This window comes from Leptolyngbya sp. CCY15150, from assembly GCF_016888135.1.
GTDB lineage: Bacteria > Cyanobacteriota > Cyanobacteriia > RECH01 > RECH01 > RECH01.
Genome location: NZ_JACSWB010000277.1, coordinates 41,278 through 60,826, shown reverse-complemented (window position 1 = coordinate 60,826; position 19,549 = coordinate 41,278). Strand labels below are relative to the sequence as shown.

The 19,549-nt window shown below is 54.1% G+C and carries 19 protein-coding genes; 7 read left to right on the top strand and 12 right to left on the bottom strand.

The features are described 5' to 3' along the window. Positions 1-78: 78 nt before the first annotated feature. Together JUJ53_RS20470 and JUJ53_RS20465 are read left to right on the top strand one after the other, a co-directional pair. Positions 79-525 (top strand): hypothetical protein, encoded by a 447-nt coding sequence (locus JUJ53_RS20470; RefSeq protein WP_204153882.1) that lies wholly within the window; start codon positions 79-81, stop codon positions 523-525. 499 nt (positions 526-1,024) lie between these two features. After that, entirely contained in the window at positions 1,025-1,399 is a 375-nt protein-coding gene (locus JUJ53_RS20465) for a group 1 truncated hemoglobin (protein ID WP_204153881.1), read from the top strand. Between the two features lie 497 nt (positions 1,400-1,896). Here JUJ53_RS20465 and JUJ53_RS20460 read toward each other — a convergent pair whose 3' ends face one another. From JUJ53_RS20460 to ppk1, 7 genes are all read right to left on the bottom strand, one after another. Next, positions 1,897-2,919: a succinylglutamate desuccinylase/aspartoacylase family protein gene (locus tag JUJ53_RS20460; RefSeq protein ID WP_204153880.1), complete on the bottom strand. Its 1,023-nt coding sequence runs from the start codon at positions 2,917-2,919 to the stop codon at positions 1,897-1,899. 45 nt (positions 2,920-2,964) lie between these two features. Beyond that, positions 2,965-3,870, bottom strand: coding sequence for a 30S ribosomal protein S6--L-glutamate ligase (rimK, locus tag JUJ53_RS20455; protein ID WP_204153899.1), 906 nt, complete (start codon positions 3,868-3,870; stop codon positions 2,965-2,967). Between the two features lie 89 nt (positions 3,871-3,959). Next, positions 3,960-4,460 (bottom strand): ATP-dependent zinc protease, encoded by a 501-nt coding sequence (locus JUJ53_RS20450; RefSeq protein ID WP_204153879.1) that lies wholly within the window; start codon positions 4,458-4,460, stop codon positions 3,960-3,962. Between the two features lie 42 nt (positions 4,461-4,502). Further along, positions 4,503-5,183: a 5'/3'-nucleotidase SurE gene (gene surE, locus JUJ53_RS20445; RefSeq protein ID WP_204153878.1), complete on the bottom strand. Its 681-nt coding sequence runs from the start codon at positions 5,181-5,183 to the stop codon at positions 4,503-4,505. 23 nt (positions 5,184-5,206) lie between these two features. After that, a complete protein-coding gene (locus JUJ53_RS20440) occupies positions 5,207-6,232 on the bottom strand; it encodes an aromatic ring-hydroxylating dioxygenase subunit alpha (RefSeq protein WP_204153877.1) in 1,026 nt (341 codons plus the stop codon). 204 nt (positions 6,233-6,436) lie between these two features. Beyond that, positions 6,437-7,081 (bottom strand): HD domain-containing protein, encoded by a 645-nt coding sequence (locus tag JUJ53_RS20435; protein ID WP_343328001.1) that lies wholly within the window; start codon positions 7,079-7,081, stop codon positions 6,437-6,439. A 121-nt stretch (positions 7,082-7,202) separates the two neighbouring features. Continuing rightward, complete coding sequence (ppk1, locus tag JUJ53_RS20430) at positions 7,203-9,365, bottom strand: polyphosphate kinase 1 (protein ID WP_204153876.1); 2,163 nt, start codon at positions 9,363-9,365, stop codon at positions 7,203-7,205. Between the two features lie 181 nt (positions 9,366-9,546). On the opposite strand from ppk1, the gene JUJ53_RS20425 reads away from it, so the two are divergent. From JUJ53_RS20425 to JUJ53_RS20415, 3 genes are all read left to right on the top strand, one after another. Continuing rightward, the gene (locus JUJ53_RS20425; protein ID WP_204153875.1) at positions 9,547-10,071 is read left to right on the top strand and encodes a lysozyme inhibitor LprI family protein; all 525 of its coding nucleotides are present in this window, start codon (positions 9,547-9,549) and stop codon (positions 10,069-10,071) included. Positions 10,072-10,179: 108 nt separating this feature from the next. Beyond that, positions 10,180-10,587 carry a lysozyme inhibitor LprI family protein gene (locus tag JUJ53_RS20420; RefSeq protein WP_204153874.1) on the top strand — a complete coding sequence of 136 codons (408 nt, stop codon included), beginning with the start codon at positions 10,180-10,182 and terminating at the stop codon, positions 10,585-10,587. A 59-nt stretch (positions 10,588-10,646) separates the two neighbouring features. Then, entirely contained in the window at positions 10,647-10,808 is a 162-nt protein-coding gene (locus JUJ53_RS20415; RefSeq protein ID WP_204153873.1) for a hypothetical protein, read from the top strand. A gap of 35 nt (positions 10,809-10,843) precedes the next feature. Here the strand turns inward: JUJ53_RS20415 and JUJ53_RS20410 are convergent, their stop codons facing one another. From JUJ53_RS20410 to JUJ53_RS20400, 3 genes are all read right to left on the bottom strand, one after another. Next, positions 10,844-11,347: a Fis family transcriptional regulator gene (locus tag JUJ53_RS20410; protein ID WP_204153872.1), complete on the bottom strand. Its 504-nt coding sequence runs from the start codon at positions 11,345-11,347 to the stop codon at positions 10,844-10,846. A 420-nt stretch (positions 11,348-11,767) separates the two neighbouring features. Further along, entirely contained in the window at positions 11,768-12,424 is a 657-nt protein-coding gene (locus tag JUJ53_RS20405; protein ID WP_204153871.1) for a sigma-70 family RNA polymerase sigma factor, read from the bottom strand. Between the two features lie 268 nt (positions 12,425-12,692). Further along, positions 12,693-13,631, bottom strand: a complete 939-nt coding sequence (locus JUJ53_RS20400) for a histone deacetylase (protein ID WP_204153870.1) — start codon at positions 13,629-13,631, stop codon at positions 12,693-12,695. Between the two features lie 307 nt (positions 13,632-13,938). Between JUJ53_RS20400 and gyrA the strand changes: the two genes are divergently transcribed. Next, positions 13,939-16,647: a DNA gyrase subunit A gene (gene gyrA / locus JUJ53_RS20395; RefSeq protein ID WP_204153869.1), complete on the top strand. Its 2,709-nt coding sequence runs from the start codon at positions 13,939-13,941 to the stop codon at positions 16,645-16,647. After that, on the top strand, positions 16,622-18,271 hold the full coding sequence (gene lnt, locus JUJ53_RS20390) for an apolipoprotein N-acyltransferase (protein ID WP_239125241.1): 1,650 nt from the start codon (positions 16,622-16,624) through the stop codon (positions 18,269-18,271). The genes gyrA and lnt overlap by 26 nt, the downstream gene beginning before the upstream one ends. Here the strand turns inward: lnt and JUJ53_RS20385 are convergent. Together JUJ53_RS20385 and JUJ53_RS20380 are read right to left on the bottom strand one after the other, a co-directional pair. After that, the gene (locus JUJ53_RS20385; protein ID WP_204153868.1) at positions 18,268-18,744 is read right to left on the bottom strand and encodes a hypothetical protein; all 477 of its coding nucleotides are present in this window, start codon (positions 18,742-18,744) and stop codon (positions 18,268-18,270) included. The two genes, lnt and JUJ53_RS20385, sit on opposite strands and share 4 nt — an antisense overlap. 258 nt (positions 18,745-19,002) lie before the next feature. Next, on the bottom strand, positions 19,003-19,461 hold the full coding sequence (locus JUJ53_RS20380; protein WP_204153867.1) for a YbjN domain-containing protein: 459 nt from the start codon (positions 19,459-19,461) through the stop codon (positions 19,003-19,005). Positions 19,462-19,549: the final 88 nt, after the last annotated feature.

Sequence of the window (19,549 nt, the reverse complement as noted above, 5' to 3'; positions counted from 1 at the left end):
CCTGGTCAGTGCATGACCAGCACAAGTCCCATAGCATCCCGTGCAATAAACTCCCACATTCTAGAACCAGGACAACCCATGAAAGACGGTTGGTCGAAGCACAATTTTCTAAAAGCAATAGAGCATCTGATCGACGACAATCAACAGAACACCCAGACTCCATGGATCAGTCGGCAACAGCTATGCCAACATTTCCAGCAACATTACAAGGCCGACCCAGAAGCGATCGCCCTCCAGTTCACCCGCCACCCAAAGGGACTGCAATATCTGCTAGTCAAATGTGATCGATTTGCTATCTATAGAATCCCACAGCCAGGGGAATACTATGTTGCCAGGAGACAAAACGATGGACTCGACAGATTGAAAAGTGGTCACCCAAAACCAAAGCAGCGATCCAATAGTAGGTGCGATGAACGTCCAACCGTACCTCAGCCATCAAAAGCAACCCATCGGCGCAAGACAACCTATTCAGTGGGACTCCATCACCTCAAAGCCATGCTTGCCTCTCTCAATTCTCAGCCCTAGGTATGTCGAAAGGGAGAAGAGAAAGTTTTTTCTGTCCAGCCAGGAATCTATGAGGCGAGGGTTACGTTTCTAGGATCTACCAGAGGTGTCCGTAGCGACTGGGTCATCCGTGAAGGCTGGCATTATAGTCAATGCCTTTTCAGTACAGATACAGATCTGCCGTTCTAGCGATCGCCCCTCGCAACATCTCTCAGAAAAAGCGATCGCCCCCTGATTGAGGGCTTTGTTTTGTATCCATGTATCCAGCCTTGAAGACTGGAAGTGGTCAGACTATGAGCTACCTCATGAACAAATTGAACAATCTCTGTCACACTGAGGCCAAACAGTGGAGTAGCTCATGTTTAACCGTGAGCGTCTCGCTCACACTGTCTTGATGGCGAATGAGTTGGGAGTGTGAGCATCTCACGTTCCGATTTCATTGCCTCATTCAGCAACGCCCAAAAAACAGACATTTCTCAACAGACATCTCTCAATCGTTTTTTATTTCAAAGGACAACCCATGACGACCTTATTTGACCAACTAGGTGGCGCAGCAGCAGTAGATTTAGCCGTCGATAAATTTTACGAGCGCGTGCTCCAGGATGATCGCATTAAGCACTTCTTTGCCAACGTGAACATGACCAAGCAGCGAGCACACCAAAAGGCCTTCTTGACCTACGCCTTTGGCGGCACCGATAAGTACGATGGCCGCTATATGCGCGAAGCCCATCAAGAACTCGTCAAACACCATGGACTAAACAGCGAGCACTTTGACGCCGTAGCCGAAGACTTGATGATCACCCTTGAGGAATTGGGAATCTCAGAGGACTTGAGAGCCCAAGTGGCTGCGATCGCTGCTGCCCCTCAGCACAAGCGGGATGTGTTAAATCAATAGGTTGATCGCCACCCCAGCCTTGCAAATGGTATCGCGTAGGAAAACTGCTGTGACAACCTTTCACATCAACCATACCATCGGCACATGGTGCCCTGTGATCCTGCCCTAGCGCATTTGCTTGAAGCTGCACTGGGCTGCTGGCGACTGAGTTAGCCCAGTGCCTGCTACTGTCCAACAACTCGTGAGAAAAGCTGCGGCAGAGCGATCGCTCTTCATGACGCCTCGGTAGAGGAAATTGATGATCGAGTTGGACCTATGGTGAATCGACGTGTTGTTGCAGAGGTTATTGAAAGATCTAACCAATCAGTTGAGAAAAGATACTCTTTGCGTGATTTGCAATTAGAGGAAGATGTACTGTAGCAACGGCAGTCCAAATTAGATGAAGACTTGAATTGTTTTTGGGGGGAATATGAATAGATTTAGGGTAACCAAGATCATCGCTGTATAAAAAGGTGTATAGATGAGTTAGGGTAAGTTTCGGATCTAGCGATCGCCCCCTAGGACTCAGTCACCGCGAGATGAAATAGACCATCGCCTTGATTGACTAAGGGATTATTGGTGTGACCGATGACAATGCCGTTGTAGGGACTATCAATTTTACTGGTGCGATCGCCGAAGGCATCCGTGATGAAGCCCAAAGATTGTTTTTTCTGAATCGACTGTCCTAAAGTCACTGCTGGGTGCAGCATTCCGCTTCGACTCGCCCGCACCCATTTCGTTTCCTGCACCTCGATGGGATCAACTGAAGGATGAAGGATAGGTGAGCTATACATCCCTAATGCCGACATCACCTGTAAAATGCCCGTCACGCCGGTAGCGATCGCGTCTTGGTCAAACCGTAGGGCTTCCCCAGCTTCGTAGAGCAGCACTGGGATGCCGCGATTGGCTGCCGCTTGTCGCAGGGAACCATCCCGCATGGATGAATGAATGATAATGGGTGCCCCAAAGGCCTTCGCTACCGCATAGGTCTTGGCATTGCTGAAGTCGCCGCGCACCTGAGGCCAGTTGACGCGATGAAAAGAGGCGGTATGTAAGTCAATGCCGTAGTCGCAATGGGCGACCACCTCAGTCATAAACAAATGGGCGAGGCGAGCTGCCAAGGAGCCGCGCTTGGAGCCAGGAAAAGATCGATTTAAGTCGCGGCGATCGGGTAGATAGCGCGATTGTTCGATAAAGCCAAACATATTGACAATGGGAACGGCAATCAGCCGTCCATGCAGGCGATGGGGTTTTACCTGGGTCAGCACTTGGCGGATAATATCCACACCGTTAATTTCATCGCCATGAATAGCGGCACTCAGCCAAAGACAGGGCCCTTGATAGCGCCCATTGATCACCGTCACCGGTAAACTGAGTAACGTTTGCGTCGGTAGACGGGCAATGGGAAGTTCTAGACGCTGCTTGCGTCCCGGCAGCACCTCCACTCCACCAATCGCGATCGCCGTCCCCGGCTGACGACCGAGGGGCGATCGCTCTTCGACTCCACCCTTTGTATCCCTGCTGACATTGACATCACTCATGCATTCCAGAGTATCGCAAACCTGCAGCACTGTGGTTAGCCATGGTTAACCATTGAGGCGATTTCGGCTGCGTTGCGGCGTAGCATTTTTGGCCACAAATTCAATAATCTTACCTGCCACATCCGCCTGGGTTGCCGCTTCAATGCCCTCTAGACCAGGGGATGAATTCACCTCCATCACCACTGGGCCATGGTTCGATCGCAGAATATCGACCCCTGCCACCCGCAGCCCCATGGCTTTAGCAGCTCGGATCGCCGTGCTACGCTCTTCCGGGGTGAGTTTAATTTTGGCTGCCATACCGCCCCGGTGCAGGTTAGAGCGAAATTCGCCGGGGGCTCCCTGACGCTTCATAGCCGCCACCACCTTGTCGCCAATCACAAAGCAGCGGATATCCATGCCCCCGGCTTCCTTAATAAACTCCTGCACCAAAATATTGGCATCTAGTCCACGGAAAGCTTCAATCACCGACTGGGCAGCCTGTTTGGTTTCCGCTAGCACAACTCCGATGCCCTGGGTACCCTCCAACAGCTTAATCACCAACGGCGCACCGCCGACAATTTCAATCAAGCCTTCAATATCTTTCGTGGAATGGGCAAAGCCGGTGACGGGAAGACCAATCCCCTTCCGGGCTAGGAGCTGCAGGCAACGCAACTTGTCCCGCGATCGCGAGATAGCCTGGGATTCATTCATGCAAAAGACGCCCATCATCTCAAACTGCCGCACCACCGCCGTGCCGTAGAAAGTTTTAGACGCGCCAATCCGTGGAATCACCGCATCAAAATCATCCAACGGATCCCCTTGGTAGATCACCTGAGGACGATGGGAGGTGATATTCATGTAGCAACGCAGGTAGTCAATCACCCGGATCTCATGGCCGCGTTCCTCACCGGCTTCCTTCAGTCGTCGCGTGGAATAGAGGGATGCTTTTTGCGACAGGATGGCGATTTTCATCGGTTTAGCGGGGCGATCGGCAGGGCTAGAGTCAGCAGTCTGGCTCTGATCAACGTAGGAATCACGGTCATGCAGGTCGTTGTAGTCTGTCACGGCTCTGGCTCGGTGAGATGGATGAACAAGGAATCTGAACGATGGACAGTGGAATGAACATCAGCACTTTGCAGGTACGATCGCCCTGGGTCTACCCAGAATTTATGGCGCACGGCCTGCCGACCCAGCAGCATACGAAATCCCATCACATCGCGGTTGGTGAGGGTGAGTTCAATCGGCCAATGCTGGCCATTTAAGGTCACCCGCGTTTGAATCACGGGACGCCGTTCAGCATGGCCACCGGAGTTGCGCACCTCTCGCTCGTCTAAAAGCGGGGCTTCTGCCGTCAGAGTGCGATCGCTGTTGCGTTGCAAGGGATGAACCTGAAACCGTACCCAGGGCTGACCATCGCGCTCGATAGGCTGAATATGAAACGCATGGAGTGCAGAGGAGCGGGCCCCGGTATCAATTTTTGCCTTGATGGCGGTGATTCCCAAATCGGGCAACACCAGCCATTCTCGCCAGCCAATCACCGGCAGTTGGGTTGAGTCATTCACGAGATTGATGTCCAAACACCACGGGCTCACATCGAGGCCAGGCTACCACAGGCAAACCTGGCTAATGGCAACGTTGCCCCCAAAGCATACTGCCACATCTGAGTTTGGATCATGGGTGCGATCGCCATATTCGCCAGTGTAGCGAAATTGCTGATCGATCACTTCAAACTCCGTGGGCAGGGGTTGGGTGCAGCACGAACAAAATACCAGGTTTGGCGGTGGATCGTCGTCCCCTAAATGGGGTAGATTGACATTCCAAAAACAGCCAGGTTTCTGGGGTAAGCCCAGCAAGCGATCCAGGACTTGAACCGTGAGCTGGGTAGCCCGCTCCCAGTTGATCGGCCGACGACGGTGGATGTAGTGGGAAAAGGCGATACCTGGCAATCGCAGTAGGGCGGCCTCCCGCACCGCTGCTACGGTTCCCGACACATACAGATCTGCTCCTAGGTTACCCCCAGCATTGATGCCCGATAGCACCCAGGTTCCTTGGGGGCATAAATGGGTCGCTGCCACCCGGGTACAGTCGGCAGGGGTGCCATTTATGGCGTAGGCCGTATCCGATCGGCGTTGAATGGCGATCGCTGCTCCTCGGGTCAGTTGGTGGCTGCAGCCAGAATATTGCTTCTGCGGGGCCACGATCACACTGTTGTCGCCAACGGCATTCCGCAGGGCCTGCAAACCGGGGGCATCAATGCCGTCATCATTGGTCAAAATAAACGTCATAGCTCTAGAAAACGCGATCGCTTCTAGAGTGTAGCGCTAGAAAGAGCGATCGCTGGCGCTGCAGCCGGATGAATCAGTCGCGCCAATTTGCGCCGCATGATAATGCCGGGTTGATCCGTCCACATATGCTGCTCAGCATGGAGATCCAAGGGCACATCATAGTCCGTCCCTTCCAAAATATCCTTATCTTCCAGCGTCACCGCTCGGTCAAAGGCGATAATATCCTGGGCCGGTGCATCCGCCTCCGTATCATTGCGCAGACAGAACTGGACAATCTGCGATACCTGATCATTCACCGGCGTCGCTGCGGTAAAAATCAAATGCACCAGACCGTTAGGATAGGTAATCCGCAGGGTGCGGAGAAAGGGTAGATACCAGGTGGCACGACTGAGACGCAGGGTGCGATCGCTCTCCATGCCAAGATTCTGTTTCTGCATGTCAGAGTTTTTCACCGGCAGTCCATAGGTCATGGTCAGCCCCCCGTCCGTTTCTTCCAGCGAGGTAGGCGGCGGTGGTACGGGTTCCTGGGAGATGCCAAAGGTCTTGTGATGGACAAAGTGGGGATGGGCATTGTCAAAGGAATTTTCCATCAGCCGCAAACCGGCACAGCGCCAGGGTTCATAGAACTGGGGAATGTAGCGAAACTGCGGATCCACAGCCTCGGGAATATCGGGAATATCTGCCAGCGGACTATCCAAGCAAACCCAGGCATAGCCGTAGCGCTCAACGCAGGCATAGCCCGGCACCTGATAGGCCGGAGAAATGGGGCGATCGGGCACCTGGGGCACCTGCACACAGCGGCCTTGCCTATCGAAACACCAGCCATGGTAGGGACATTGAATCGCACCGTCCACCACCGTTCCCTGCGAAAGCCGCGCTGAACGATGGCAACAGCGATCAGCCACAGCCACCGGCTGCCCCTCGCCCGCCTGCCAAATCACCAGCCGTTGTCCCAAAAGCTCAAACGCTGCTGGGCCATGCTGAATCTGGGCGATGGGCACCACCGGATACCAAAACCGCCGAAATACAGGGTGCTGGGTGACAAGCATGGCTGATCTCCATCAAGGCTGAACTCGTAAACTCATGCTCATTAAACCAGGACACCTGCCAACGAATCGTTCCCAGCGTACCAAATGCCCGTACTCTGAAGCGTCAGTAACCCGCCTGCTGAGGCGGAAAACCTGGTGTGCCCTAGAAGTCCTTCTCGTTCCTCTATCTTCGTTCTTCCATTTTCGTTCTTCTCTCTTGCGGTACTAGGCGGCCCGCAGCAGACCAGCCGCGATCGCTTCCTCAATCTGCGATTCCACCCAGGGCCACAGGGCCGGCGCGCCAACCTGCACCGCCGACATGCGATCGCGCACCTGAGCATGATGCACACCATGCAGCATCCAGGTATGCCCGTTAGTTTGCATATTATTCAAAAAGGGTTGTAGACAATCCAGAGCCTTAGCAAACTGGGCATCCGCTGTCACTTGCTCCTCATATTCATCCCACCAAGCGCGCAGTTGCTGCCCTTGCTCCGGCGGCAGCAGACCAAACAGGCGATCGGCAGCTTGTATCTCGCGCGCTGCTTTGCTTTGGTTGCCGTCGGCGTCATAGCAAAAGGTATCGCCCGCATCGATTTCCACCAGATCATGCACTAGGAGCAGACGAATCACATGCAGCAGATTCACCGGCTGATGGGCATATTCTTCAAGAGCGATCGCCATCATCGCGATGTGCCACGAATGTTCAGCACTATTTTCCTGGCGCGAAGCATCGGTAATCAGGGTTTGCCGCAGGATGCCTTTAAGCTTGTCGATTTCTAAGACAAACTGCATCTGTTGCTGAAGGCGATTTGGGTCAAAGGTTGGCAGGATCATGGGATTGTGAATGAAGTGCGAGGGAGTCTCGCTCACGGTTCGTTAGTGCAAATCATATCGCGATTCAGCAACGCCAACGAGTCTAAGGAGGGCTATGGGGAGCGATCGGCGATCGCTCCCTGGCTCTATCATCCCGCAGCCAGACTCAACTTGCGACTTACAACGGCGTACTGGCCTTCAAGGCTCGTTCCATCAACATCACCTGAGAACTACGTTCCTCCTCATCCGCATCAGGGCGACGCTGAATATACTGCCCATCAGGCTGTAGTTCCCACGCTTGGCGATTATCTGCCAGCATAATATCTAACACCTCTAGGAGATCTTTCATCAGCCTAGGATGAGTAATCGGTGTCATCGCTTCCACCCGCCTATCCAAATTACGCGGCATCCAGTCAGCACTGCCGATAAAGATCTCGCCCTCTCCTTCATTGTGAAAATAAAATAGTCTAGAGTGCTCAAGATATCGACCAATAATGCTCATCACGCGGATATTTTCACTAATACCAGGCAGTTGAGGGCGCAAACAGCAGATCCCTCGCACAATTAAATCAATAGACACACCCGCTTGAGATGCCTTATAGAGCGTTTGGATAATCGTCGGATCTACGAGGGAGTTCATTTTTGCAATGATCCGCCCGGTTCCACCTTGTTCACAATGCGCAATTTCTCGCTGAATCAGTTCCAACATGCGATCGCGTAGGTTCACCGGTGCCACAAGTAATTTCCGGTAAGATTTTTGCCGTGAATAGCCGGTGAGGAAATTAAATAGATCCGTTAAGTCCGCTCCTAAATCTTCATCACTACTCAATAGCCCCAAATCCGTGTAGAGCTTAGCCGTTTTGGGATTATAGTTGCCAGTGCCAATATGAACATAGCGATTAATATGTCCATCCTCCCGCCGCACCACCAGCAGTACCTTAGTATGGGTTTTTAAGCCCATTAGCCCGTAAACGACGTGAACCCCAGACTTTTCAAGCTTCCGAGCCCACCAGATATTATTTTCCTCATCAAAGCGAGCCTTAAGTTCTACTAAGACCACCACCTGCTTGCCGTTTTCTGCCGCTGCAATCAGGGCAGTGATAATGGGAGAATCTCCTGAGGTACGATACAGGGTCATCTTAATCGCCAATACATCTGGATCACGGGCTGCTTGCCCGATAAACTGCTGCACAGTCGTAGAGAAGCCATGATAAGGATGGTGCAGCAAAATCTCATGTCGCCGCATGATAGAAAAGATATCTTCCCCATCCTCTAGATCAGAGAGCGCCGTATCATCATTAGGATCCCGCAGGCGCTTGAGTCGATTTGGTACGGTGGGTGTCCAAGGCTCATCCTTCAGGTCTGGCAAGGGTAGCGACATCAAGGTCATGAGATCTTCTAACCCCAGCAGTCCATCCACAATATACACATCATTGTGGGTAAGGTTCATCTCCTGTAGCAGGGTTTCCTCCACCCAATCCGGCATCGTAGACGAGACCTCCATCCGCACCACCGATCCGCCTAGGCGACGTTTGCGCAGCTCCTGCTCAATTGCCATCATCAGGTCATCTGCTTCATCTTCCGCTAGTTCCAAATCGGCATTGCGGGTAATCCGAAACGGATGATATTCCCGAATCGTCATGCCGGGAAACAGAAAATCTAAATTATGGGCAATCACCTGCTCCAGCGGAACGCCCATCCAGAGGATGGAAGCATCATCGCTTCCCCAGAGGTTTTTGGGCAGGGGTAGAAATCGCGGCAACACCTTCGGCACCTTGACCCGAGCAAAGTGCTCGATGCCAGCTTCCAGATCTTCGACCACCACAGCCAAATTGAGACTGAGGTTGGAAATGTAGGGGAAAGGATGTCCTGGATCCACAGCCAAGGGAGTCAAGACTGGGAAGATTTGATCCTTAAAATAGTCATTCAGGCAAGATTGCTGTTCCGACGTTAGCTGACTGTAGTCCAGCAAATGGATGCCGTAATCTTTCAGAGTGGGGCGTAGATCTTGCTCAAAATGCCGGTGCTGTTCACGCACCATCGGGCGGAGGCGATCGCTGATGGCATTGAGCTGATCCTGGGGCGTGCGTCCATCGGGCGTGCGCTTGCTCACCTGCACTTCCACCTGCCGCTTTAACCCAGCCACCCGCACCATAAAGAATTCATCTAAGTTGTTGCTGAAAATGGCTAAAAACTTCAGCCGTTCGAGCAATCGTGTCCGTTCATCTAAGGCTTCAGACAACACGCGATGGTTGAACTCCAGCCAACTGAGTTCGCGGTTGAAATAGAGATCGGGGTGACGCAGATCTTGCTCTTGAGGCTTAGGTTTCGGTTTGGTCATAGGTTTAGCAGATGCCAGCAACTGAGCTACAGTGGGAGTGATCAAAATAAACGACGATGGTCAGACTCATCCAAAACAGGGGAGTTAGGGTCATCATAGCCAACACTGTCCAAAGTTTCATGTAATCTAGGATGCACTGGTTTCGTCCTATACTCTTCCCATGCACCTATCCCTCCCCAAGATGACGATTAGACTCCTGCGCTTCGGGCTGATTCTCGGGGTGGCGATCGCCCCTAGCTGTGGCTGGATGGGAGATACAGCGGAGCGTCCAACGCCCCCACCGGCAGCCGAAGCGCCACCCGAGTCTCCCACCAGCCCAGAAGAGCCCGCACCTGAGCCTAACCCTGAGCCCTCGGCTCCAGAACCCACGCCGATCACGCCATTCACCCCAGGCGATCGGGATGTCGTGATCGATGGTGTAGATTGCCAGAATGCACAGACTCAATCCGCCATGAATCGCTGTGCAGAAGAAACCTTTAAATTAGCAGATGAGGATCTGAATCGCCTCTACCAACAGGTGCTGAGTCAACTTCCCCAAAGCGATCGCCCTGCATTGATAGAAGCCCAGGAAGCCTGGCTCACCTACCGGGATGACAACTGCGACTTTGAAGCCAGCCTGTTTGAAGGTGGCTCCATACAACCGCTGACCTATTACTCTTGCCTAGAACGGATGACCGATGAACGGATTGAGGTTTTACAACAATAGGTTTTACAACAATAGGTATACCGCTTTGGGAGCGATCGGCAGCATGGGTTAGGCGTAACCGCAACGCATCCAGGCTTGACGGAGAAGATTCGATGATAAGGAGGTTTGATGAAACGACAGCATATGGCTTGGATCACGGGACTGGCGATCGCCCTTAGTGTTTCTTCTATCGGCTATAGAACCCAGACGCTGCAAGCCCAAGCGTCCAATGTCAATTGCCAAGCCCCCCAAGGAACGCCAGAGTATAACTACTGCGCCCAAGAGCAATACGACGAGGTGGATACCAAGCTGAACCGTGTCTATCAAGACTGGAAGGCGCAGCTCAGCCCCGCCGCCCAAGAAAAACTCACCGATGCAGCCCTAGCCTGGATCGACTACCGCGATGCCCACTGTACCTTTGAAGTTCGAGAAGCAATCGATGGCACCGGATATTCAGCCTATCTCAATGACTGCCTAACCAGGCTCACCGAGGCGCGCACGGCAGAATTAGAGTATCAAACGACCTTGATTCCCTAGCTTCCCCGCATCCGCGAGGTCAACGTCACTCCCTTGGGAAGAGAGCAGGAAAAGTGCAGGTGCGTTCCCCTCTGCTGGCTTGGGAAAAAGCTTGGGGTAAGGGTCGTCGAGGTTCCTCCGTCAACCAGCCCCGAACTCAGGATCCCAAAACTATGGGGGAACAGCCCACTAGCTATCCCCCCATAGATGCGATCGCTTCGATGACGCGCACCTGGTTTTAGGTCAGACTCAAGTCCTTACCCGAGGCGCAAGAGACTTAATAGATCTCTTGCTTATTGCCCTTCGGATTGGGAGAGGTCGGCAATGCAGGAATGTCCACGATCGGCTGATCGAGGGCAATCATCAACGCATCATCCGGCACAATCATACCGGCAGAGTTTGAGTCTGGTAAGGTAGCCAACTGTGGCGATGGCGTAAACGTACCAGGGACAAGCCATGACACAGCGCCAACGGCCATAGCAGCGATCGCCGCTCCACCCCAGCCCAGACGGCGACGCTTGCGGCGTTCTAGGGTTTGGAAAACACCCTGAACAAGCTGGTCGGCACTGTAGTCTGCTGAGGGCATGGGCATCGCCCCAAAACCTTGGCGCAGGGATAGCAGGCGCTGATGTAGGCGTTGAACCTGAGGATCATGGGCTAGCCAAGTTTCAACCTGATGACGTTCTTCCGACGTCACCTCCCCATCTAAATACGCACTGAGTAGCTCGAAGCGATCGCGTTTCATTTGTTCCATGATGCTCAACGAGGAAGATGGATTCATATGTTCACCCTCCAAACTTGTGAACCTTTTTTCTAAACTAGGGTTCGAATGAGGTGAGAACGAGAGAGGGATAGTCAACCTGACGGGCTGCGTTTCTGCCTCCAGGCTTTGCCTTACATCCTAACGATGTGGGAGGTGAGCTAGAATCAGCCAATTTGACCATCCTAAACAGCTATGACTCCCAAAACCGATCATTTGTTGCCGAATCTATCTATCGTTTGGATGATGTCAGACGAGCAATATGAGGGGCGGCTCTGATGGCGCTAAACCGTGTCGTCAGGACTTGTCGTTTCCTGCTCAGCAATTCTACCGATCAAATCATACGAGAAGCGCCGGAGAAAAGATAGCGATCGCCCCCATAAATTCCTACAAATTTAGGCAACGTTAGGATGACTGGAGCTATCCTGAGCAAAGCCGCCCCTAGTCTTGTAGATAGGCCTGAAGTTGAAGCTGTAGACGCTGACGGGCGCGGGCAATCCGTGACTTCACCGTTCCTAATGAAACGCCCGTAATTTCAGCAATTTCTTCGTAGGCCATGCCCTCAATTTCCCGGAGCACAATGGTGATGCGAAACACTTCGGGTAAATCAGCGATCGCCTCCCGTAGCTGGTCATAAAACTCGCGGGTTGCCAACTGTTCCGCCGGCCCTGGATCCCCCGACGGCAGTTCCCAATCCATCTCGCCATCATCAAAAATCCGAGGCGCATCTAGAGATAGAGGGCTACTCACCCGTTTCCGCTTGCGCAGTTCGTCGTAAAACAAATTCGTGGTAATACGGCTCAGCCAGCCCCGAAACTTGGCAGGCTCCTGCAAGCGCTTAAGATTGCGGTAAACGCGGATCCAGACTTCCTGGGCTAAGTCAGACCGATCAGACCAGTCAGGTGCCAAATGATACAAGACCCGATCAACGTGGGATTGGTAGCGGCGCATCAGTTCAGAGAACGCTGCTTTTTCAGGCCGCAACCCAGCCTGACACCGAAGAATTAGATCGTAGTTCGAGAGTTTTTCTGCTTGCACAGGTATCTGAGGAGAAGTTGCCTCAGCCGTTGACCAAGTGATGGGAATGGATTGACTCATGGGCAAAACGAAGCTCCGGAGATTCCTTGACAATTCAGATGGAGGATCATGCTGAAAAGTTCCCGAGGAGGACACCTTGCTTCTCCCTTGATCCGGATCGAGGGAGCATTCAGCATGAGGGGTGTTGATGGTGACTGACCCTAGTGCAGGAGCATGACTCCTCACAAGCAGGCCCTTCGATCATCATCAGCCTCACTCTATCGACTTGTGCTTCGAAATCCTTAACCCGATGGGACGGTTTTTGATCCGCACACTCTGATGACACACGCTAGGTGATGTCAACTCGGGCTAAGCAGGCTTCTAAGGTGGCTACAACGGACTGGCTGAGAGTGTTGTAATCATAGCCCCCTTCTAAACCCAATAGAACAGCATGAGAAACATCCAAGCAGGCTTGGGTGAATAGACCATAGTCACGCGGTTGTAGCGAGATCCCGGCTAGGGGATCTGCCTGGTTGCCATCATACCCTGCACTGACAATGATTAAGTCAGGGGCAAACCCCTTCAAAAAGGGAATGACGTCTTGCTCTAAGCGAGGGCTGTAATCCTCGATAGTGCTTCCGGCGGCCATGGGAATATTCAGCACGTTGTTGTAGTGTCCCTGTTCCGTTGGGGCCCCGGTGCCGGGGTAGAACGGATATTGATGCATGGAGCAATAGGCTAGGCGTGGATGGGTTTCCACGATCGCCTGAGTGCCGTTACCATGATGCACGTCCCAGTCAAAAATTGCCACACGCTGGATGCCGGCCTGCTCTAGGGCATAGTAGGCAGCGATCGCCGCGTTGGAAAAGATGCAAAATCCCATACCGCGCTGGGCTAGGGCATGGTGTCCGGGAGGACGGGCCAGCACAAAAGCCGGACATTGATGTTGATGCACCACATCTACCCCGTCTAACCAAGCGCTGACGGCGAGCCTGGCCACATCGTAGGTTAACGGTGAGACGGGGGTATCGGGATCAATCTGCCCACCTCCCTGATTCGACAAAGCCCGCACGGCCTCTAGGTAGTCGCGGGGATGCACCCGCAGCAGGGCCTGGGTGAGCCGATCGCCCTGACGATCAACCGGTGTGGGCGATCGCCAGTCGAGCTGATCGGCCCAGGGCTGGGCCCGCAAGGCCGCTGCCACGGCCGTCAAGCGACCGCCATTCTCAGGATGGTAGAAGCCTGTGTCATGCAGTTGGAAGGCGTCGTCGTAGAAAATTGGCAGCATGGGCAGCCCTAAGGTAAGTGCTTTCTTTCGATCTTACGGGAGAGTGCGATCGCCCGTAAGATCATGGGCAAAAACTTACGCCACTCCCCGGCTCAGTTCCCAGGGGGCGATCGCCCAAACCCTAGCTATATATGCCATGCCAGACCTCAGAGAGGGATTGCACCCCAGGCCTTACTTAGGGAAAACATGCTAGAATGAGCAGACGCGATTCATAACTTTTAAGACCAATCGGCAGGTAGATCAGCAGTTTTTAGCTATTTTGAGCCATTAACTGCTGAAATTTTTAGTTTTTGGAGCTTTTCAGCCTATGAGCACCCCTCAGGAACGGATTGTCCCAACGGATCTGCGGAGTGAGATGTCTCGATCCTACTTAGAATATGCGATGAGCGTCATCGTAGGACGGGCACTACCCGATGCTAGGGACGGTCTGAAACCTGTCCATCGTCGCATTCTGTATGCGATGCATGAGTTGGGGCTTAGTCCCGATCGTCCCTTCCGGAAATGCGCCCGTGTGGTCGGGGACGTGATCGGTAAATACCATCCCCACGGGGACACCGCCGTCTACGATGCCTTGGTGCGCATGGCCCAGACCTTTTCCATGCGATCGCCCTTGGTAGACGGTCATGGCAACTTTGGCTCCGTCGATAACGATCCGCCAGCAGCCATGCGGTACACCGAATGTCGTCTGCGGGCCATCACCACAGACTCGCTGCTGCAAGACATCGAAGCCGACACCGTTGACTTCATTGACAACTACGACGGCTCTCAGCAAGAACCCCTGGTCATGCCATCTCGCGTGCCCCAGCTTCTGCTGAATGGTTCATCGGGCATTGCCGTAGGCATGGCCACCAACGTGCCCCCCCACAACCTCGGGGAGCTGATTGATGGCGTCATCGCCCTGATCCATAATCCCGAGCTAACCGATGTAGAGCTTCGTCAACATATTCCTGGCCCCGACTTCCCCACCGGCGGGCAAATCTTGGGCACCAGCGGCATCCGCGAAGCCTACGCCACCGGGCGCGGCTCGGTCACCATGCGCGGCGTGGCAGAAATTGAGACGATCGAACATCGAGGACGTCCTGACCGGGAAGCGATCATCATCACCGAGCTGCCCTTCCAAACCAATAAGGCAGCGCTGATCGAGAAAATCGCGGAGATGGTGAACGAACGCCGTCTAGAGGGCATTGCCGACATTCGCGACGAGAGCGATCGCAACGGTATGCGCATCGTCATCGAACTAAAGCGAGATGCCTACCCCCGCGTGGTGCTCAACAACCTCTACAAGCAAACCCCGCTGCAAAACAACTTTGGGGTCAACATGCTGGCCCTGGTGGATGGAGAACCCCAACTGCTGGGCATTCGCCCCCTGCTGCAGGTTTTTCTAGACTTCCGCATTGAAACCATCCTGCGCCGCACCCGCTATCGCCTCCGCAAGGCAGAAGAACGGGATCACCTCCTGCAAGGGTTGCTCATTGCCCTCGATAACCTCGATCAGATCATTGCCTTGATTCGCCGGGCCGCCGATGCCCCCACCGCCAAGCAGGAGCTGATTGAGTCCCACGGATTATCAGAATCCCAAGCCGATGCCATCTTGCAAATGCAACTGCGGCGGCTGACGGCCCTAGAAGCCGAGAAAATTCAGCAAGAACATGAAGACCTACGGGCCCGAATTCTTGATCTACAAGACATTCTAGACCGTCGCGATCGCGTGCTCGAAATTATTGAAACCGAGCTAGAGCAGATTCGCGCCACCCACGGCACACCGCGTCGCACGGTAATTGCCCCCCATGACGGCGACCTCGGCGATATCGACCTGATTGCCAATGAGCAGGCCATTATTCTGCTGACAGAGCAGGGCTATATCAAACGGATGCCGGTGAGCACCTTTGAAGCTCAAAACCGTGCCACCCGAGGCAAGGCCGGCACCCGCATGAAAGACGATGATGGTGTTGAACATTTCATCACCTGCTGTGACCACGACAGTATTCTGTTCTTCAGCGATCGCGGCGTAGCCTACTGCCTGAAGGCCTATCAAATTCCCACCGGCTCTCGCACCTCTCGGGGAACCCCCACCGTGCAGATGCTGCCCATTCCCCACAATGAAAAGATCACCTCAGTGATTCCGGTGTCGGAGTTCACCGACGATGAATACCTGATCATGTTGACCCAGAGTGGGTTCATCAAGAAAACCCAGCTTTCGGCCTTTAGCAACATTCGCACCAACGGCCTGATTGCCATCTCCCTGGTGGAGGGCGACCAGTTGCGCTGGGTGCGGCGGGCCCATTCGGAAGACAGCGTGATCATTGGTACCCGCAAGGGCATGACCATTCACTTCCGCACCGATCAGGAACAGCTACGTCCCCTAGGGCGACCCACCCGTGGCGTCAAATCCATGGCGCTGCGGAAAGGCGATGAGCTGATCAGTATGGACATCCTGTCGAGCCAAGTGGTGGAGCAGGTGATGAACAGCGCTGACGAACCGGAGTTGGAGGGCGAGACAGAAGAGCTGGATGTCGATTCGCCCCGCAACCAAGGCCCTTGGGTGCTGGTGATTACCACCGGTGGCTTGGGTAAACGGGTACCGGTGTCGGAGTTTCGTTTGCAAAACCGGGCCGGCATGGGTGTGCGGGCCATCAAGTTCCGCTTGCCCAAGGATGAGCTAGCCGCTCTCCGGGTTGTCAACGATGCCGATGAGTTCATCATCGTCACTAGCCGTGGCATTATCATCCGTCAGGTGGTGAAAGCCATTACCTGTCAGTCTCGCTCTGCCACTGGGGTACGCGTGCAGCGCCTAGATGAAGATGACGCCATCGTGGCCGTGGCGCTGGTGCCGCCAGCCAACGAGGAGCTCGATGAGGTCGCCTCCCTAGACGACGCGGACGGGTCGGAGTTGGATGGGTCGGAGTTGGATGAAGCAGAGGTCGTTGATCCAACTGCGTCTGATGACCAGGCTCTAGACGTAGACGCAACCGTGGTAGATGCGACAGAGGATGAAACCAACGACAGTCCCGACTAAGACTGACCGGTCTGGCTTATGGCCTCCCCGCATCGGGTCTTGGTTGGGGCAACATCACCTCCTGATCGTTGCGGCGATCGGGGGGCTGGTGATGGGGCTGACGCCGGTTCCCGTGGGGATGTATGGGCTAGCTTGGGTAGCGATCGCCCCCCTTTGGTGGGTGGTGTATCAGCGATCGCGCCAGTCTACCTCCATGGGCTCCAACCTCCGCCAGGCCGCTGCCCTAGGTCTAGCCTGGGGCGTAGGCTATCACGGCCTAGCCCTAGCCTGGATTACCGGCGTGCATCCCATGACCTGGATGGGCGTACCTTGGCTGGCCAGTATCACCATCGCCCTCGTCTGTTGGCTGCTCATTACTCTCTGGGGGGCAGGGATCACCGTCGCTTGGGCGATCGCTCAAACCTTAATCTTGCGATGGCTACAGCCTCGACCATGGCTCTCCATACTTTGGGGCGTTGTGTTCTGGTGCGCCATTGAATGGATCTGGAGCCGAGGAGTGCTCTATTGGTCAGCGATCGCCTATAGCCAAAGCCCCTATAATCTACCGCTGCTGCATCTTGGTCAGATCTCTGGCCCTTGGACGATCACCGCTGTCCTCGTCGGCGTCAATGGTGCTCTGGCCTACGCGGTGATCGCTTGGCGATCGCCCCAGGCCCGTCCCGCTGCACGAACCTATGGACTAGGAGCGATCGCCCTCTTGGTCAGCGCCCACCTGATCGGCGGCGGGCTTTACATCCAGCCCCTCCAAGATGCCCCCGATGCGGCCCTGAAGGTTGGCATCATTCAAGGCAATATTCCCAATACCATCAAGCTCTACGACGAAGGTTGGCGACGGGCGATCGCAGGCTACACCACAGGCTATGAAACCCTATCTGAGCAGGGGGTTGATGTGGTGTTGACCCCAGAAACTGCCCTGCCCACGGTGTGGACAAGTCCCCTACATACCCGCACCTCGCTCTACCAAGCCGTGGTAGAACAGCAAACCCCCATCTGGCTAGGAGCCTTTGGCGGCGAGGGGGGCGACATTGCCAACAGCTTGTTCACCGTCTTAGGCGATGGGCGCACCTACAGCGAATATCGCAAGGCGCGGCTGGTACCCCTAGGCGAATATATTCCCTTCGAGCGTTGGCTAGGAAGCATCATCAACCGCCTATCGCCCCTCGATGCCCGCATGATTGCCGGTGATTTGCGCCCCAGATTTGACACGCCTTGGGGTCTGATGACAGTCGGCATTTGCTATGAATCAGCCTTTCCTCAGCACTTTCAGCAGCAGACAGCCCAAGGCGGCCAGTTGATCCTCACGGCCTCGAACAATGCCCACTATGCAGCATCAATGCCGATGCAGCACCATGCCCAAGACGTGATGCGAGCCATCGAAAGCGATCGCTGGGCCGTACGAGCTACCAACACCGGCTACTCCGGCATCGTTGATGCCCATGGCCATACCCTTTGGATGTCTGGCATCAACACCTATGAACTTCATGCCCACACCGTCTATCGTCGCCAAACCCGAACCCTCTACGTACGCTGGGGCAACTGGTTGACGCCGGCCCTGGGGCTAGGAGCGATCGCCCTTTCGCTATGGGAGCTGAGGAACCGAAAGCGATCGCCCCTTAGATCCTAGTCACCACTTTTCAGAGCGCGATCGAGAATGGTGCGGGCCTCTTCTGCCTGAGCCCGAGCTTCTCGGTAGCGCACATTGCTTTGGGCAAAGGTTTTCAGCACCTTAAAACCCTGCTTGAGATCCGTGAGTTCTTCTTCCGTCACCAGCGCGTCACTGAACAGCTTATCGATCTGGGTACGAATCGCCATGGCCTCCTCCCGCGAGGACTGCACCTTCATTTTCAGCGTAGCCAGATTGTTGAGCACCTGCACAGCATGGGTAATAGCGTCCTCATCATCCGAGGGCGTCACCTCCGGCTCTTTGACTTCAATGAATTCGCTAGGACTAAATCCATTCGACAGCTCGGTGGGGAGCTTGCCCTCATCCATTAATTCCATCAGTTGTTCCATCGCCTTGTTGCGTGCTTTTTGAGAATCCTTGCCGGGCACCGATAGGATGATCTCAGGGCTTTGAGTGAGGGTGTATTGAACCATAGGTGAAACGACCTGACGTCAAGATAAGTACATCTGTATTGCTTGCTAGCTCTTTTATTCTAATATGGAGGCGCACTATTTAGGCCATGCGCCTCCTTCGTCGATCCTGGGCTATTGTCCCACAGGACTTGGCAAGGGCGATCGCTCATAAAAAAGCAGCCCATAGGTGGACTGCCGTACAACTCTAGAATCAATGTGTCTTTAGTTCAATTGTACTATAGTGAACTCATCTAGGCAAGCCCATCTTGAGTGAATAGCCTAACCGCCAAACTCTTCCTTGAGTATTTCGTCGTTCTCATCGGCAATGGTTGCCACAATCGTGATATTGCGGGAAATTTCCGCAGGTGAGAGATCGGCCACTGTGCGGCTCGCTAGCGCCACCACCTGCTGATTGACAATACCAAAACTGGCTTCTAGGGTTTCAGACCAGTTTTTTTCCAGCAGTCTGCGCATCAGCCCTGGTTCATCCTTGGCAGGCAGATCCATCACCGTCGCCCAGACTTTGAACAGATCATCTTCCTTGTTGCCCGTGAGCAACACAAAGACTTCCACCGTACCGTACTGAAACTTCCATAGATCGCCATCGTCAGTATGGCTAACCATCGCGCTCTGGTCTTCCTCTAGGCTAGAGATGACGGTTTCAATCACATCTACATAGCTGGTCGAAAGGGTCGTCTGGTTCATGGTTTCAGACACATCTTCTTGATAGACTGTCATGATTTCTTTAATGGCTGAATGGGTTTACCCCAACTCTAGCCTCTAGGAGGGCGATCGCCCCATAGTCTCGAAAATTTTTCATCTTTTG

Coding starts and splice junctions, on each gene's coding strand:
- JUJ53_RS20470 (WP_204153882.1), top strand. CDS start 79: ATGAAAGACGGTTGGTCGAAGCACAATTTTCTAAAAGCAATAGAGCAT.
- JUJ53_RS20465 (WP_204153881.1), top strand. CDS start 1,025: ATGACGACCTTATTTGACCAACTAGGTGGCGCAGCAGCAGTAGATTTA.
- JUJ53_RS20460 (WP_204153880.1), bottom strand. CDS start 2,919: ATGAGTGATGTCAATGTCAGCAGGGATACAAAGGGTGGAGTCGAAGAG.
- rimK (WP_204153899.1), bottom strand. CDS start 3,870: ATGAAAATCGCCATCCTGTCGCAAAAAGCATCCCTCTATTCCACGCGA.
- surE (WP_204153878.1), bottom strand. CDS start 5,183: ATGACGTTTATTTTGACCAATGATGACGGCATTGATGCCCCCGGTTTG.
- JUJ53_RS20440 (WP_204153877.1), bottom strand. CDS start 6,232: ATGCTTGTCACCCAGCACCCTGTATTTCGGCGGTTTTGGTATCCGGTG.
- ppk1 (WP_204153876.1), bottom strand. CDS start 9,365: ATGACCAAACCGAAACCTAAGCCTCAAGAGCAAGATCTGCGTCACCCC.
- JUJ53_RS20425 (WP_204153875.1), top strand. CDS start 9,547: ATGACGATTAGACTCCTGCGCTTCGGGCTGATTCTCGGGGTGGCGATC.
- JUJ53_RS20420 (WP_204153874.1), top strand. CDS start 10,180: ATGAAACGACAGCATATGGCTTGGATCACGGGACTGGCGATCGCCCTT.
- JUJ53_RS20410 (WP_204153872.1), bottom strand. CDS start 11,347: ATGAATCCATCTTCCTCGTTGAGCATCATGGAACAAATGAAACGCGAT.
- JUJ53_RS20405 (WP_204153871.1), bottom strand. CDS start 12,424: ATGAGTCAATCCATTCCCATCACTTGGTCAACGGCTGAGGCAACTTCT.
- JUJ53_RS20400 (WP_204153870.1), bottom strand. CDS start 13,631: ATGCTGCCAATTTTCTACGACGACGCCTTCCAACTGCATGACACAGGC.
- gyrA (WP_204153869.1), top strand. CDS start 13,939: ATGAGCACCCCTCAGGAACGGATTGTCCCAACGGATCTGCGGAGTGAG.
- lnt (WP_239125241.1), top strand. CDS start 16,622: ATGAAACCAACGACAGTCCCGACTAAGACTGACCGGTCTGGCTTATGG.
- JUJ53_RS20385 (WP_204153868.1), bottom strand. CDS start 18,744: ATGGTTCAATACACCCTCACTCAAAGCCCTGAGATCATCCTATCGGTG.
- JUJ53_RS20380 (WP_204153867.1), bottom strand. CDS start 19,461: ATGACAGTCTATCAAGAAGATGTGTCTGAAACCATGAACCAGACGACC.